Origin of the sequence: Bradyrhizobium sp. 33ap4, assembly GCF_032654765.1 — a bacterium.
Classification (GTDB): Bacteria; Pseudomonadota; Alphaproteobacteria; order Rhizobiales; family Xanthobacteraceae; genus Bradyrhizobium; species Bradyrhizobium australafricanum.
On record NZ_JAUMTJ010000014.1, the window covers coordinates 28956 to 44217 of the forward strand.

The window sequence follows — 15262 nt, forward strand, 5'->3', positions numbered from 1 at the left end:
GCGCATCGCGAGCCTCTTGCGGCGTTAGTGCGCCTTGAAGTTCCCCACGCCGCGCGATAGTGCCGCCGTCAGCGCTTCACGCCGCCGGGCACTCCAGCCATCGAGATCGTCTTGCTCACGCCACTCCTCGTCTACGGTATCCCGCTCGATTTCATCCTGTTCGCGCTGACGCTGCTCGGCGTCGCGATCTTCCATCACCACACGCTCGCGGTGGCGCTGACGGGCCTTGCCGCGATCGTCGCCTACAAGCTGCTGTTCGCGGGCTTTGCGAAATTCGGCGCGGGCCTGCCCGGTCTCGCGCATCACATGGAGCATGAGTGGGTCACGCTCGCCAACCTGTTCCTGCTCCTGATGGGCTTTGCGCTGCTGTCGCGCCATTTCGAGGAGAGCCGCATTCCCGACGAGATGCCGGCGCTGCTGCCCGATGACTGGAAGGGCGGACTGATCCTGCTGGTCATCGTGTTCGTGCTGTCGGGCTTCCTCGACAATATCGCGGCCGCGCTGATCGGCGGCACCGTGGCCCGCCACGTGTTCCGTGGCCGCGTCCATATCGGCTATCTCGCGGCCATCGTCGCCGCATCGAATGCCGGCGGCGCCGGCAGCGTCGTCGGCGACACCACGACAACGATGATGTGGATCGACGGCATCAGCCCGCTCACGGTCGTGGAGGCCTATGTCGCAGCCATCGTCGCGATGCTGGTGTTTGCGGTGCCGGCCTCGCTGCAACAGCACCGCTTTTCGCCGATCGTGAAGGATGCACCGTCCGGCCTCAGAATCGACTGGGCGCGGGTTGCGATCGTGGCCGTGATCCTGCTCGCCGCGCTGACGGCCAATGTGACGGCCAATCTGAAGTTCCCCGCGCTGCTCGATACGCTGCCCGTGCTCGGGCTCGCGGTCTGGGCCGCGATCCTGGTCACCTCGGTGCTGCGGCGGCCGGACTGGTCGGTGATGCCCGAGACGCTGAAAGGCACCGTCTTCCTGCTCGCGCTGGTGACGGCGGCCTCGATGATGCCGGTGGAGAAATTGCCCGCCGCATCGTGGCAGACCGCGCTCGGGCTCGGCTTCGTCTCGGCAGTGTTCGACAATATTCCCCTGACCGCGCTGGCGCTGAAGCAAGGCGGCTATGACTGGGGCTTCCTCGCCTACGCGGTCGGATTTGGCGGGTCGATGGTCTGGTTCGGCTCGTCGGCGGGCGTTGCAGTGTCCAACATGTACCCGGAAGCCAAATCGGTGGTCCGCTGGATCACCCAGGGCTGGCCGATCATGGCGGCCTATGTCGTCGGCTTCTTTGTGATGCTCGCACTGCTTGGCTGGCATCCCGACGCGCCACATTGACGCAACACAATGCTGCAATGCACAATTGCGCTTACCTCAAAACTGTGGAAAATCGAGACAATTCCGTTGACATTGCTAAACTCCATTCGCCGTAACAAGTTATGGAGAGTTCGCATGAGTGTTAGTGCAGAAGTCCTCGCCCGCGCTCCGTCGGAGCAGATGGAGGACGAAATCAACACGGTGACTTCGCATCGACCACGCAGCAACATCCGGCCCCTCTCGCCGATGCCGGACTATGTCGAGCATCGCAACGGCGTCAACGAGGTGGGCAAGCTGTCGGCCGAGGCGGTCGTGCGCGAATATGAAGCGGCGGTGAAAGAGATCGAGGCCCTTGGATCGGAACTGCAACTGGCCGCCAAGAACTGCGAGGTCATGGTCGCAGGCGTTCATGACATGATCGCGGAGATCAAGGAGTTCGCTGCCGGTTACCGCGATCAGGGCAAGCGCTTCTTCCTGCAGATCGAAGCCGTCTCGCTGATGACCGCGGAGGTCAGGGATACCTGCGAAGCACTCAAGAAGAAGATCGCAACCGATACATTGGGCCAGTGATCTTTCGGTTGAAGCACGGTTCGCGATCAGAGCATCCGTGGATCTCTGCGATCGTGGGCTGATCCTGTATTGGTGAATGACTGCGCTATTCCGGCGCGGCGGAACCGTTAGTTCTATTCAAGACCAAGTCGCTCAAGACTAAGTCGTTCAACATCTTGCCCCGCTTCGGCGGGGCATTTTTTGTTGCGAGACGAGTGATCTCTGCACGGGCTGCGTCCTCGAACCGGCCGGACCTCCGTCCATGCCCTTAACGTGCGTCAGTTGCACGCCCGGTCATGTCCGTTGCCGGAGGCAAATCGGATATCGCGGACCAGCGATCGCTGAAATCCTTGGCCGGGAGCGTGTCCGTGCCGGCGACGGCAATGCCGTCGGTCCGGGTCGCGTGCGACTTGATGGTCGCGGCGGTCGCGGTGACAGCCAGCAGGGCGACAGCCACGAACCCGGTAATCGTTCGATGCTTTGTCATTAGAACCTCCTCGGGTCCCCAATGCCCACTTAACGTGGGTCACGGGAACCCTCGTCAGGTTCATCACTGCAAAGACGACATGGATCGCGTGAAATCGGACAACGAGCTTGTCCCAAACGCGCCTACCCGGCCCGCGCCGCACGCCGCAGTGATTGCGGCGGCTGGCCGAAGGCGCGGATGAAGGCGCGGCGCATCCGCTCGGGATCGCGGAAGCCGGTGATCTCGGCGACGCGCTCGATCGCCTCGCCCGACGACTGCACGCGCTGCCGCGCGACTTCGATCCTGAGCCGCTCGACCGCTTTCGACGGCGTCGTGCCGGTCTCCGCGATGAAGGCGCGGGTGAAATGCCGCGAACTCATCCCGGCCTTGTCGGCGAGGTTCTCGACCGTCAGCGGCGCATTGAGATGCTCGCGCGCCCAGGCGAGCAGTGGCCCGAACCGGCCGTTCGGCGTCTTCAATTCCAGCAGCGAGGAAAACTGCGACTGCCCGCCGCTGCGCCGATGATACAGCACGAGTTGCCGCGCGGTATTCTGCGCGACCTCGTCGCCATAGTCCTCGGTGATCATCGCGAGCGCGAGGTCGATGCCGGCGGTGATGCCGGCCGAACTCCAGATATTGCCGTCACGCACGAAGATCTGGTCCGGCTCGAGCTTGATCTTCGGATAAGTCTTCACGAAATGCGGCGTGCGCTGCCAATGCGTGGTGGCGCGGCGGCCGTCGAGCAGGCCCGCCTCGGCCAGCACATAGGCGCCCGAGCAGACGCTGGCGACGCGAATGCCGCGGCCGGCCATCCGCCGCACGAATGACAGCGTGGCTGGACAGGTCGCCGGCGTGCGCACACCGTTGCCGCCGGCAATGATCAACGTCGTGATCGCCGTCGATGGCTTGAAGCCGCGTGCGAGCATCTCGACACCGGACGAAGAGCGCACCGGTCCTGCCTTCACCGCAAGCGTCCTGATCGCCGGCGCGTTGTTGGCGAAGCGCGCCGCGATCTCGAAGGCCGCGATCGGCCCGGCCGCGTCGAGCAGCTGGAAGTCGGGAAAGATCAGGATGCCGATCATCGCCAAATCCTCGCGGGTGACGTTACTTTCCTGGCAGCCCCTCTCTCAGGAGCCTTCGTCCGAAAATGAGGGAAATACGCCATTTTGGACGAGATGCCATCATGACATCGTGGTTCCGTCAAGCGCTATTTGGAGCCCCCGATGACCGAACCCCTGCAGATTGGATTGCTCGTCTTCCCGAAGGTGACCCAGCTCGACCTGACCGGTCCGCTGCAGGTGTTTTCCTCGGTTCCCGGCGCCAAGGTGCATCTGATCTGGAAGCGCATCGAACCCGTTCCGACTGATTCCGTCATGGTCCTGACGCCGACCACGACCTTTGCCGATTGCCCGCAGCTCGACGTGATCTGCGTGCCCGGCGGCTTCGGCACCGACGACATGGTCGGCGACGAGGAGATGCTGGCCTTCCTGCGCAAGCAGGCCGAGGGTGCGAAATACGTCACGTCGGTCTGCACGGGATCGCTGGTGCTCGGCGCGGCCGGCCTGCTCAAGGGCTATCGCGCCACCACGCATTGGAGCTCGATTGATTTCCTGTCGGGCTTCGGGGCCATTCCGACCAGGACGCGCGTCTGCGTCGACCGCAACCGCTTCACCGGCGGCGGCGTCACCGCGGGCATCGACTTCGCGCTGACGCTGGTGTCGGAGCTCGTCGACCGCAAGACCGCGGAAGCGATCCAGCTCAGGCTCGAATACAACCCGGCCCCGCCGTTCAACGCGGGCTCGCCGGAGACCGCACCGGCCGAGATCCTCGCTTTCATGAAAGAGCGGATCGCGCCGTCGCAGGCGCGCCGCGCCGACTTGATGGGCCGTGCCGCGGCACGGCTGTCCTGACCTGATTGCCGCAAAGAAAAAGGCCGCCCGGTTTCCCGAGCGGCCCTTCCTGTCTCACGGTAGCCTCACATTTGCGGGCGATTTCAGGACGTCTGTACCGGGGGCCTATCTCCCGGCCGCATCCAACTCGGAGGCCGCTGCACATCGGGACAGTCGCGATCTGGAGCCCGATCCGACGCGATGGTTTCCCATCTCCGTAAGATGGCCCTATTGAGCCGCGAACCCGCGCCCGGCGCAAGCGGGCAGCATCGGCTGCAGCCCACCTGTCCCCGCTGTTACCGTTGTTCACAGGCGCGCGCTTGCGCTGCCGGGCGCGTGTGCGATGCACGCGCGTCGTTACGCACGTGCACGTCAGAACAACAATGCGTGAAAGTCAGCTTCCCGGCGTCCAGGCGTGATAGTCGCCGGTCGCCTTGGGGCGGCGGCCGCTCGCCAGCGTCGAGCCGGACGGGCGGTAAGCCTGCGCGGTGCCGGTCAGGTTCGGCAGATGCGGCTTCTCCCATTCGCGCGCCTGGTAGCTCTCCTCGGTCGGCGGCACATCAACCGTGTGATGCAGCCAGCCGTGCCAGCCGGCCGGAATGCGCGAGGCTTCGGCGTAACCGTTGTAGACCACCCAGCGGCGCTCGAAATGCAGCGTCGGATCGATCTCACCGCCCTTGGTGCGGTAATAACGGTTGCCCTGCTCGTCCTCGCCGACCAGTTCGCCGAATCGCGAGGTCCACAATTGCGTGCCAAAGGTCTGGCCATTCCACCAGGTGAAGAATTTCAGCAGGAATTGTTTCATGCGTGGCCGGTCGTCGGTTCGAGACTATGCGGCTCTGATGCCACCTCATTCCCCAAATGTCCAGCCGCCGCCAAGGTAGCCCCGCACCCCTCGGACAGCTCCCGGTTTATGCACCCGTTTGGCGACCAAATGACGCGCTCACGAGGAGTTTTGTTCAGCTGCCATACATGAGCCGCCGGCTACGCGAAGATGACCCACAATCAATGTGGAGCACGGAACGTCCGACCACAGAGATGGTTAGACATTCACCGTTTTGATGGAGTCCAAAATGATCAATATGAAGGTTCTGAGCACCGCCGCGGCTCTGGCGCTTGCGCTGCCGTTGGCTGTGGCGCCGACCGTTTCGTTCGCCCAGTCTGCCGCACAGATGGGCGCGATGGGCGGCGGCGGCGGCCACGTTGGCGGCGGCGGTGGTGGTGGTGGCGGCGGCTTTGGCGGCGGCCGCGGAGGCGGAGGTGCCATGGGCGGCGGCGGTGGCGGCGGCTGGCACGGCGGCGGTGGCGGTGGTCACTGGGCCGGTGGTGGCGGCGGCGGTTGGCGCGGCGGTGGCGGCTGGCACGGCGGGTATCATCGTGGTGGCGGATTCTGGCCCGGCGCGGTGGCCGGTGCGGTCGTCGGCGGCGCCCTCGCCTCGGGCGCTTATTACGGCTCCGGCTATGGCTACGGCCCCGGCTATTATGACGACAGCTACGGCTATTACGATGAACCGTCTGTTGCCGTGGAGGTGCCGAGTGGCGGCGGCGCCAACTACTGCGCGCAGCGCTACAGGTCCTACGATCCTGCCTCGGGCACCTATCTCGGCTATGACGGCCGGCGGCATCCCTGCCCGTAATGAAGGCCTGAATTCTTGATTGCAAAAGGGCGGCGCCAGCGCCGCCCTTTTTTCATGTACGCAAGTCTTATGTGCGCAAGGCGACCGCGACGGCCGCGAACGTCACCACGAGCGCTGCGATGTCGCTCGTGCTGAGCGGCTCGCGCAGCATCGCCGCTGCCGCAAGCACGCCGACGACGGGGACCAGCAGCGTGCCGATCGACGCGGTCGCCGCCGGCAATCGCTCGAGCGCCGCAAACCAGCAGACATAGCAAAGGCAGAACTGGATCAGCGTCATGTAGATCATCGACGCCCAGCCGAACTGCGACAGCGCGGCGAGCTGCGGCTGCTCGATCATGATGCCGATGATTGCGATCGGCACGCAGCCGATCGCAAGCTGCCAGGCCGCGAGCGACAGCGGCGGCATCGCGAGCTTGAACGATTTGGTCAGCACCGTGCCGAGCCCGACGCAGACCGCGCCGGCGAGCGCGAACAGAATCCCCGGCAGCTTGCCGAGGCTTGCGTCGATGCCGCCGCCGCCGATCAGCACCGCGATCCCGGCGAGCGCCACCGCAAGCGCAAGCGCACGCGGCAGCGACACGCGCTCGCCGAGCACCGGCCAGGCCACCAGCGCGACCCACACCGGAATCGATATCCCGAGCACGGCCGCCTCGCTGGCCCGCAGCCAGATCAGCGCGAGGCCCATGGACGCGACCCAGCCGCCGATCGACAGTGTCGACACCAAAGCAAGCCGCAACCACATGCCGTCGGGCACGCGCAGCGTCTGTCCCCGCACCAGCGCGACCAGGCCGAGTGCAACCGCGCCGACCACGCCGCACAGCCCGCGCGCGGACAGCGGCGGCCACTCCGTGAGCAGGAACTTCATGATCGGGAAGTTGAGTCCCCAGCCGATCGAGGCGACCACCAGGAATGCGACGCCAAGCGGTGACAGCGGGGCGCGGCCGGCGATGGGAACTGCGGTCATGGACCTGTCGTAAAGGGGATGGACAAATACAGGTGATGTGTCACGGCTAGCTGGAAATCTGCTTGTCAGCAAACAGCATATGCATTCTATGATACAGACTTTCCGTCTAGGTTCCGCCTTAATTGACGAACAGGCCAAGCGAGTCGCCGGCACGCGAGGCCGTTAGAAAGAGGATGCATCGTGCCGAGCGTTCTCGTGGTCGATGACGACCCGATGGTGTGCGTTGCCATCGAGGTGTGTCTGCAACGCCAGGGCTTCGAGGTCACCGTCGCCGATGGCGGCGAAGCCGGCATGCGCGCGCTCGAGCAGGCCACCTTCGACGTCATGCTGGTCGACGTCTTCATGCCGCATATGCGCGGTTTCGAGGCGATCCGCGTCTTCCACGAGCGCGCCCCCGAAATTCCCGTCATCGCGATGTCGGGCTATGCCTTCGCCAATGCCGACCGCGCGCCGGACTTCCTGCGGATGACGATCGAGCTCGGCGCGTCCGCCTGCCTGCGCAAGCCGTTCACCCCGCAGGCGCTGATTGCCGCCGTTAACGAATGTCTTGCGAAGTATGCACCTTCCGCTCGTCTTTCGAAATAATTGCTCGTACTAATCGTCGATGGCTTCCCAGCGTCTCATTCTCGGCAGCGGCCTTGCGATCCTCCTCGTCATCAGCGCGGCGTCGATCGGGTTGGACGTCAAGTCGCGCAGCGAGATTGATTCGGTCGATCGCACGCTCAGCATCCTGAAGCGCATTTCGGACGCGCGTCAGCTGCCGCGCAGCGTCGAGAGCGCGGCGCGCGGTTTCGCGCTGACCGGCGATGCGTCCTTTGCCGACGAGTTTCGCGAGCAGAGCGCAGCCCTCACCGCGGCCTTCGACGATCTGATGGCGGCGGTGACGTCGGCCCCCGAGGAGGCGCAGCTGATCACGGGCACCAGGGTCGAGGTCCAGCGTGCCATTGCGCTCGGCGCCGAGCTGATCAGGTTGCGCAGCGCGGGCGACACGGCCGGCGCCGCGGCGCTGGTCTCCGCCGGCGAGAGCCGCGCGCTGACCGACAAGGTCGGCGCGGCGCTCGACCGCCTGGTCACCGAAGAGCGCCGCCTGCTCCGGATTCGCACCGACCAGTCCAAGACCAATGGACGGCTGCTGCTGATGATCGATCTCGCCGGCGTGGCGATGATCCTGCTGCTCGCGATCGCGCTAACGGTGACGGCCCGGCGCGCCAGCCGCGAACTGCAGGGCGCGCTCAGCGCGACCAAGGCGACCAATCTGTCGCTCGAGGGCAAGGTCGCCGATCGCACCAAGGATCTCGGTGCCGCGCTCGAAGAGCTTCGCCGTTCCACCTCGGTGATGGAAACCACCTTCCGCACCATGGCGGAGGCGGTGCTGGTGATCGACAGCGCCGGCACCGTGCTGCTGTCGAACCCGGCCGCCGAGAAGATGCTGCGCTACAAGCCGGGCATGACGGTCCGGCAGCTGCGCGCCATGAGCAACGTGTTCCAGTCCGACGGCGTCACGCCGATGCAGGCCGACGACATGCCGTCGGCCAGGACGCTGCGCGGCGAGGAATTCGACGGGCTGGAATTCGTCGCCAAGCCGGTGCGCGGCGCGCCGGAGATTCACCTCGTGGTGTCGGGCCGGCCGCTGCGCGATGGCGACGACACCGTCACCGGCGCGGCGCTGATCTATCACGACATCACCGCCTCGCGCGAAACCGAGCACAAGCTGCAGCAGGCACAGAAGCTCGACGCCATCGGCAAGCTGACCGGCGGCGTCGCGCACGACTTCAACAACATGCTGACGGTCATCACCGGCACCACCGAGACGCTGGTCGACAGCCTGCGCGCCCAGCCGCAGCTCGCGAAAACCGCCGAGCTGATCGACCGCGCCGCCGAGCGCTGCCGCGAGCTGATCCAGCATCTGCTCGCCTTCGCGCGCCGCCAGCCGCTGGAGCCGCGCACCGTCGACATCAACGGCACCGTGGTCGACATCGCCAAGCTGCTGCGGCCGACGCTCGGCGAGCAGATCGAGATCAGTTCGGTGCTGGCACCCGATGTCGCCAGCGTCCATATCGATCCGTCGCAGCTTGCCAACTCGCTGCTCAACATGGCGATCAACGCCCGCGACGCGATGCCGAACGGCGGCAAGCTGCTGTTCGAGACCAGCAACATCGTGCTCGACGACGCCTATGCGGCTGTCAATCCCGACATCACGCCGGGCCGCTACGTGCTGCTCGCGGTCAGCGACACCGGCACCGGCATGTCGCACGCGGTGCAGGACAAGGTGTTCGAGCCGTTCTTCACCACCAAGGAAGTCGGCAAGGGCTCCGGCCTCGGCATGAGCATGGTCTACGGCTTCGTCAAGCAGTCCGGCGGACATATCAAGATCTACAGCGAGGAAGGCCACGGCACCACGATCAAGCTCTATCTGCCCCCTGCCCGCGGCCAGGTCGAGGTCGAGGCGCCCCCGCCGGAGCCGGTGCGGCGCGGCAGCGAAGTCATCCTGGTGGTGGAAGACGACCAGCTGGTGCGCAACTACGTCGTCACGCAGCTAGGCGCGCTCGGCTACAAGACCATCGCCGTGCCCGACGCCCGCGCCGCGCTGGCGCTGGTCGACAAGGGCGAGAAGTTCGACCTCCTGTTCACCGACGTGATCATGCCCGGCGGCATGAACGGCCGCCAGCTCGCCGACGAGGTGCAAAAACGCCGCCCCGGCATCAAGGTGCTCTACACCTCGGGCTACACCGAGAACGCGATCGTGCATCACGGCCGCCTCGACGAAGGCGTGCTGCTGCTGGCCAAGCCCTACCGCAAGGCGCAGCTCGCCAGCATGCTGCAGCAGGCGCTCGGCGAGTGATGTGAGCTACCTCGTCGCCAGCGCGACGCCGGCGAGGGTGAACAGCAGCGCGACGATCTGGCTTGGCCCCAGCGGCTCGTGCAATGCGACCGCGGACGCCACCACGCCGATGACAGGCACCGCCATGGTGCCGATCGCCGCCACCGAGGCCGGCAGGCGCGCGAGCGCGGCGAACCACGCGACATAGGCGACGCAGAACTGGATCAGCGTCGAATAGACCAGCAGCCACCAGCCGACCGTCGTGATGCGGTCGAGATGCGTGGTCTCGATCATCATGCCGACGATCGCGATCGGCACGCAGCCGAGGCCGATCTGCCAGGCCGCGGCCGGGATCGGCGGCATCACCAGCGGATATTTCTTCGCCAGCACGGTGCCGAGCGCAAAGCCGAAGGCGCCGCCGAGCGCCATGATGATTCCCGGCAGCTTCTCCTTGCTTGCGGTGATGCCGCTGCCGCCCATGATCGCGGCGAGGCCTGCAAAGGCCATCACCAGCGCGATGGTCCGCAGCAGCGTCGGCCGTTCGCCGAGCACCGGCCAGGCCAGCAGCGAGGCCCATACCGGCATCGTGTAGGCGATCAGCGCGGCCTCGCTCGCCGGCAGCCAGAGCAGCGCCAGCCCCATCAGCACCATCCAGCCGGTGACGTTGAGCGCCGCATAGAGCACGAGCCGCGGCCACAGCCGTTTCTCGACATGCAGGCTCTGGGCGCGGATCAGCGCCAGCACCGCCAGCAGCACGGCGCCGATCACCCCGGTGGTGCCGCGCAAGGTCAGCGGCGGCAGTTCGCCGAGCAGGAACTTGGTGGACGGCCAGTTGAACCCCCAACCCACCGAGGTGATGGCGAGGAACATCAGGCCGGCGGGCGCAAGGCGCGGCCGCGCTTGAGGCTTCTGGACTGTCATGGAACCCGGCAAGGGTGTGAAAAGGATGTGAGTCGGCCTCACCTTGCCCGCGATTTTGTCGCCCGACCATCACGGCTCTGACATGCCTGATCCGTACTTTGCCCGTAGGCCTACGTGAGTCCCCAAAATTCAATCCGGGACCGCGAATAAAAACTTCGCCTGTGAACAGCGGGGCGAAGCTCCGATCCACAGGCGATAGGAATTTTTTTGGCTTGGGAATCCCTGAGGACTCACCGATAGTTGGCTCGATCACAGGCGCGGCACCGACCCCTGTTATCCCCCTCTTTCCACCATATTTAGTGTTTGATTCAGAAACTCGTACTAGTCCTTGACGGGCGTGACGGACATGGCCTAACTTTCAACCTGTTCGGCGCGAGTGTGTTTGGGTCCCCGCCGGTCGCTCCCACAAGGGTTCCAAAATGACCACTCCGCCAGGCCTTCGGGCCGCGGGTGAAGGGCTTTTCTGCCCTGATTTTGGGGCCGCCGTCGGGGACGACAAACGGGCCGCGAAGGACCCGGAAACAGAGGCCGTAACCGGCCCGCAAGAAGCGTACGCGTGACGTGTCGCGTGAAGCGTTTTGGGGCGTTGAATGCATGACCCGGAGCACCCGACCAGTCGGGCGCCGCGCCGGGACGATGCCGCCGCAGGACCGGTCATACCGGTGCCCAGCGGATGAGAGAAAACAGGCCGGATCCACCGGCCGAGCTGCGGATGACGGGAGGCGTGCTGACGCGTGTTCCGAAGTCCGCGAACAGACAACATTCCGGCACCTGCGGGGAAACGTGGGGCCGGGCAGAAGAAGAGACGGGGCTCGACCATGCGAATCGAACGACGCAACACCACCAGCGGACAATCTCCCTATGCCGGGATCAATTTCCGCCTGACCACCTCAGAGATCCGCAATCCGGACGGCTCGGTCGTGTTCCGCGCCGAGAACGTCGAGGTTCCGGAGTTCTGGTCGCAGGTCGCCTCCGACGTGCTGGCGCAGAAGTATTTCCGCAAGGCCGGCGTTGCCGCGCGCCTGAAGAAGGTCGAGGAAGAGACCGTGCCGTCGTGGCTGTGGCGTTCGGTGCCCGACACCGAGGCGCTTGGCCTCCTGCCAGAGAACGAGCGCATCGTCGGCGAAACCTCGGCCAAGCAGGTGTTCGATCGCCTCGCCGGCTGCTGGACCTATTGGGGCTGGAAGGGCGGCTACTTCTCCACCGAAGAAGACGCCCTCGCCTTCTTCGACGAGCTCCGCTTCCAGCTCGCAAAACAGATGGTCGCGCCGAACTCGCCGCAGTGGTTCAACACCGGGCTGCACTGGGCCTACGGCGTCGATGGCCCCGGCCAGGGCCACTATTACGTCGACTGGAAGACCGGCAAGCTCACCAAGTCGAAGTCGGCCTATGAGCATCCGCAGCCGCATGCCTGCTTCATCCAGGGCGTCGGCGACGACCTCGTCAACGAGGGCGGCATCATGGACCTCTGGGTGCGCGAGGCGCGCCTGTTCAAATATGGCTCCGGCACCGGCTCCAACTTCTCGAGCCTGCGCGGCGAAGGCGAGAAGCTGTCCGGCGGCGGCCGCTCAAGCGGCCTGATGAGCTTCCTCAAGATCGGCGACCGCGCCGCGGGCGCGATCAAGTCGGGCGGCACCACGCGCCGCGCCGCCAAGATGGTCGTGGTCGACGCCGATCACCCCGATATCGAGACCTATATCGACTGGAAGGTGAAGGAGGAGCAGAAGGTCGCCGCCCTCGTCACCGGCTCCAAGATCAACCAGAAGCACCTCAAGGCCGTGATGAAGGCCTGCGTCAACTGCGAAGGCAGCGGCGACGACTGCTTCGATCCCGAGAAGAACCCGGCGCTCCGCCGCGAGATCAAGCTCGCGCGCCGCGCGCTGGTGCCGGACAACTACATCAAGCGCGTCATCCAGTTCGCCAAGCAGGGCTACAAGGACATCTCGTTCGACACCTACGACACCGACTGGGATTCCGAGGCCTACCTCACCGTCTCCGGCCAGAACTCCAACAACTCGGTGTCGCTGAAGGACGATTTTCTGCGCGCGGTGGAAACGGACGGTGACTGGAATCTCGTCGGCCGCACCACCAAAAAAGTCACAAAAACGCTGAAGGCCCGCGACCTCTGGGAGAAGATCGGCTACGCCGCCTGGGCGAGCGCCGATCCCGGCCTGCACTTCAACACCACGATGAACGACTGGCACACCTGCAAGGCGTCCGGCGACATCCGCGCGTCCAATCCGTGCTCGGAATACATGTTCCTGGACGACACGGCGTGCAACCTCGCCTCGGCCAACCTGCTGACGTTCTACAGCACGACCACCAAGCGGTTCGACATCGAGTCCTACGAGCACCTCTGCCGGCTCTGGACCATCGTGCTCGAAATCTCCGTCATGATGGCCCAGTTCCCGTCGAAGGCGATCGCCGAACTGTCCTACGAATTCCGCACGCTCGGCCTCGGTTTTGCGAATATCGGCGGCCTCTTGATGACCATGGGCCTGCCCTATGACTCGAAGGAAGGCCGTTCGCTGTGCGGCGCGCTGACCGCCGTGATGACCGGCATCGCCTACAAGACCTCGGCGGAGATGGCGGCCGAGCTCGGCACCTTCCCGGGCTACAAGAAGAACGCCGCGCACATGCTGCGCGTGATCCGCAACCACCGCCGCGCCGCCCACGGCAACGCGGCCGGTTACGAGGCGCTCTCGGTCAACCCGGTGCCGCTCGATCACGCCTCCTGCCCGCAGGAAGACATCGTCACCCATGCCAGGCTGGCCTGGGACGACGCGCTGGCGCTCGGCGAGGTCAACGGCTATCGCAACGCCCAGACCACGGTGGTGGCGCCGACCGGCACCATCGGCCTCGTGATGGATTGCGACACCACCGGCATCGAGCCCGACTTCGCGCTGGTGAAGTTCAAGAAGCTCGCCGGCGGCGGCTACTTCAAGATCATCAACCAGGCGGTGCCGTCGGCGTTGCGCGCGCTCGGCTATCGCGAGAGCGAGATCGCGGAGATCGAGGCTTACGCCGTCGGCCACGGCTCGCTGTCGAATGCGCCCGGCATCAATGCCTCCACCCTGAAGGCCAAGGGCTTCACTGACGAAGCCATTGCCAAGGTGGAAAAGGCGCTGCCGACCGCGTTCGACATCAAGTTCGCCTTCAACAAGTGGACTTTTGGCGAAGACTTCATCCGCGATCAGCTCGGCATCGGCGCCGAGGCGATCGCAGCCCCCGGCTTCGACCTGCTCCAGGCGGTCGGCTTCACCAAGCGCGAGATCGAGGCCGCCAATGTGCACATCTGCGGCGCAATGACGGTCGAAGGCGCGCCTCATTTGAAGGCCGAGCACTACCCGGTGTTCGACTGCGCCAATCCCTGCGGCAAGATCGGCAAACGCTACCTCTCGGTCGAGAGCCACATCCGGATGATGGCGGCCTCGCAGCCGTTCATCTCGGGCGCGATCTCCAAGACCATCAATATGCCGAACGACGCCACGGTGGAGGACTGCAAGTCCGCCTACCTGCTGTCGTGGAAGCTGGCGCTGAAGGCCAACGCGCTGTACCGCGACGGCTCGAAGCTGTCGCAGCCGCTGAACTCGCAGCTCATCGCCGACGATGAGGACGAGGACGATGCGGTGGAAGCGCTCTACGAGAAGCCGATGGCGGCACGTGCCGCCCAGGTCTCGGAGAAGATCGTCGAGAAGCTGGTCGAGCGCATCGTCGTGATGCGCGAGCGCGAGAAGATGCCTGACCGCCGCAAGGGCTACACCCAGAAGGCGGTGGTCGGCGGCCACAAGGTTTACTTGCGCACCGGCGAATATGACGACGGACGGCTCGGCGAGATCTTCATCGACATGCACAAGGAAGGCGCGGCGCTGCGCTCCTTCATCAACAATTTTGCGATCGCAGTATCCCTGGGTCTGCAATACGGCGTGCCGCTGGAAGAGTATGTCGACGCCTTCACCTTCACCCGCTTCGAGCCCGCAGGTCCCGTGCAGGGCAACGACTCGATCAAGTACGCGACCTCGATCCTCGACTATGTCTTCCGCGAGCTCGCGGTGAGCTACATGGCGCGCTTCGACCTCGCCCATGTCGATCCGAACGAGTCGGGCTTCGACGCGCTCGGCAAGGGCGTCGAGGAAGGCAAGGAGCCGGATGAGGCTCCCGCCCAGCACCAGGCGACGAAGTACCTGTCGAAGGGCCTGACCCGGTCGCGCACCGACAACCTCGTCGTCATGCGCGGCGGCTCGGCCGCGGTGAGCCAGGGCGCCGACAACGCGCCCGCCGGCAACCGCGTCACCGCGCTCGCCTCCCACGGCGCAACCGCGCGCGGCGCCTCCGACACCGTCGAAGGCGCGGTCGCCCTGAAGCAGGAAGTCAGCCACGACCTCTCGCCGACCGAGAAGCTCGAGGCATTGAACTGGAGCAAGCCCGGCACCGCCGCAGCCGCCGCCCCGTCCAAGGCGGAGCGCCGCGCCGAAGCCAAGGCCAAGGGCTACGAAGGCGAGATGTGCTCGGAGTGCGGCAACTTCACGTTGGTGCGGAATGGGACGTGCATGAAGTGTGATACGTGCGGCTCCACGACGGGCTGTTCGTGAGGCGTTAGACAAGAATACAATCATCGCGCGCCCGGCACTAACCCGGGCGCCTACAAAGGGCGGCCGAAAGGCTGCCCTCTACTACGACGGGGGCCCAAGCATCGATAGG

At 65.4% G+C, this 15262-nt stretch carries 12 protein-coding genes; 7 read left to right on the forward strand and 5 right to left on the reverse strand.

Annotation, left to right across the window (positions count from 1 at the left end; translation table 11 throughout):
* The first annotated feature begins 111 nt into the window (after nucleotides 1-111).
* Together Q2M23_RS12750 and Q2M23_RS12755 are read left to right on the forward strand one after the other, a co-directional pair.
* A complete protein-coding gene (locus Q2M23_RS12750; RefSeq protein WP_028332265.1) occupies nucleotides 112-1335 on the forward strand; it encodes an SLC13 family permease in 1224 nt (407 codons plus the stop codon).
* A gap of 114 nt (nucleotides 1336-1449) precedes the next feature.
* Nucleotides 1450-1884, forward strand: coding sequence for a hypothetical protein (locus Q2M23_RS12755; RefSeq protein WP_229193149.1), 435 nt, complete (start codon nucleotides 1450-1452; stop codon nucleotides 1882-1884).
* Between the two features lie 247 nt (nucleotides 1885-2131).
* Here the strand turns inward: Q2M23_RS12755 and Q2M23_RS12760 are convergent, their stop codons facing one another.
* Complete coding sequence (locus tag Q2M23_RS12760) at nucleotides 2132-2350, reverse strand: hypothetical protein (RefSeq protein ID WP_316395785.1); 219 nt, start codon at nucleotides 2348-2350, stop codon at nucleotides 2132-2134.
* A 122-nt stretch (nucleotides 2351-2472) separates the two neighbouring features.
* Entirely contained in the window at nucleotides 2473-3411 is a 939-nt protein-coding gene (locus Q2M23_RS12765) for a GlxA family transcriptional regulator (protein WP_316395786.1), read from the reverse strand.
* Nucleotides 3412-3552: 141 nt separating this feature from the next.
* Here Q2M23_RS12765 and Q2M23_RS12770 point away from each other — a divergent pair, with 141 nt between their 5' ends.
* Nucleotides 3553-4239, forward strand: coding sequence for a DJ-1/PfpI family protein (locus tag Q2M23_RS12770; protein ID WP_057019976.1), 687 nt, complete (start codon nucleotides 3553-3555; stop codon nucleotides 4237-4239).
* A gap of 373 nt (nucleotides 4240-4612) precedes the next feature.
* Here Q2M23_RS12770 and Q2M23_RS12775 read toward each other — a convergent pair whose 3' ends face one another.
* Nucleotides 4613-5023: an NADH:ubiquinone oxidoreductase subunit NDUFA12 gene (locus tag Q2M23_RS12775; protein WP_057019975.1), complete on the reverse strand. Its 411-nt coding sequence runs from the start codon at nucleotides 5021-5023 to the stop codon at nucleotides 4613-4615.
* A gap of 268 nt (nucleotides 5024-5291) precedes the next feature.
* Between Q2M23_RS12775 and Q2M23_RS12780 the strand changes: the two genes are divergently transcribed.
* A complete protein-coding gene (locus Q2M23_RS12780) occupies nucleotides 5292-5855 on the forward strand; it encodes a BA14K family protein (RefSeq protein ID WP_316395787.1) in 564 nt (187 codons plus the stop codon).
* A gap of 67 nt (nucleotides 5856-5922) precedes the next feature.
* On the opposite strand, the gene Q2M23_RS12785 is transcribed toward Q2M23_RS12780, so the two are convergent.
* Nucleotides 5923-6819: a DMT family transporter gene (locus Q2M23_RS12785; protein WP_076832182.1), complete on the reverse strand. Its 897-nt coding sequence runs from the start codon at nucleotides 6817-6819 to the stop codon at nucleotides 5923-5925.
* A 180-nt stretch (nucleotides 6820-6999) separates the two neighbouring features.
* Here Q2M23_RS12785 and Q2M23_RS12790 point away from each other — a divergent pair, with 180 nt between their 5' ends.
* Nucleotides 7000-7404, forward strand: a complete 405-nt coding sequence (locus Q2M23_RS12790; RefSeq protein WP_028332273.1) for a response regulator — start codon at nucleotides 7000-7002, stop codon at nucleotides 7402-7404.
* A 19-nt stretch (nucleotides 7405-7423) separates the two neighbouring features.
* Nucleotides 7424-9661, forward strand: a complete 2238-nt coding sequence (locus Q2M23_RS12795; RefSeq protein WP_141342640.1) for a CHASE3 domain-containing protein — start codon at nucleotides 7424-7426, stop codon at nucleotides 9659-9661.
* 6 nt (nucleotides 9662-9667) lie between these two features.
* Here Q2M23_RS12795 and Q2M23_RS12800 read toward each other — a convergent pair whose 3' ends face one another.
* Nucleotides 9668-10561, reverse strand: a complete 894-nt coding sequence (locus tag Q2M23_RS12800; protein WP_316395788.1) for a DMT family transporter — start codon at nucleotides 10559-10561, stop codon at nucleotides 9668-9670.
* Nucleotides 10562-11379: 818 nt separating this feature from the next.
* Between Q2M23_RS12800 and Q2M23_RS12805 the strand changes: the two genes are divergently transcribed.
* Entirely contained in the window at nucleotides 11380-15153 is a 3774-nt protein-coding gene (locus tag Q2M23_RS12805) for a vitamin B12-dependent ribonucleotide reductase (RefSeq protein ID WP_316395789.1), read from the forward strand.
* The last annotated feature ends 109 nt before the right edge of the window (nucleotides 15154-15262 follow it).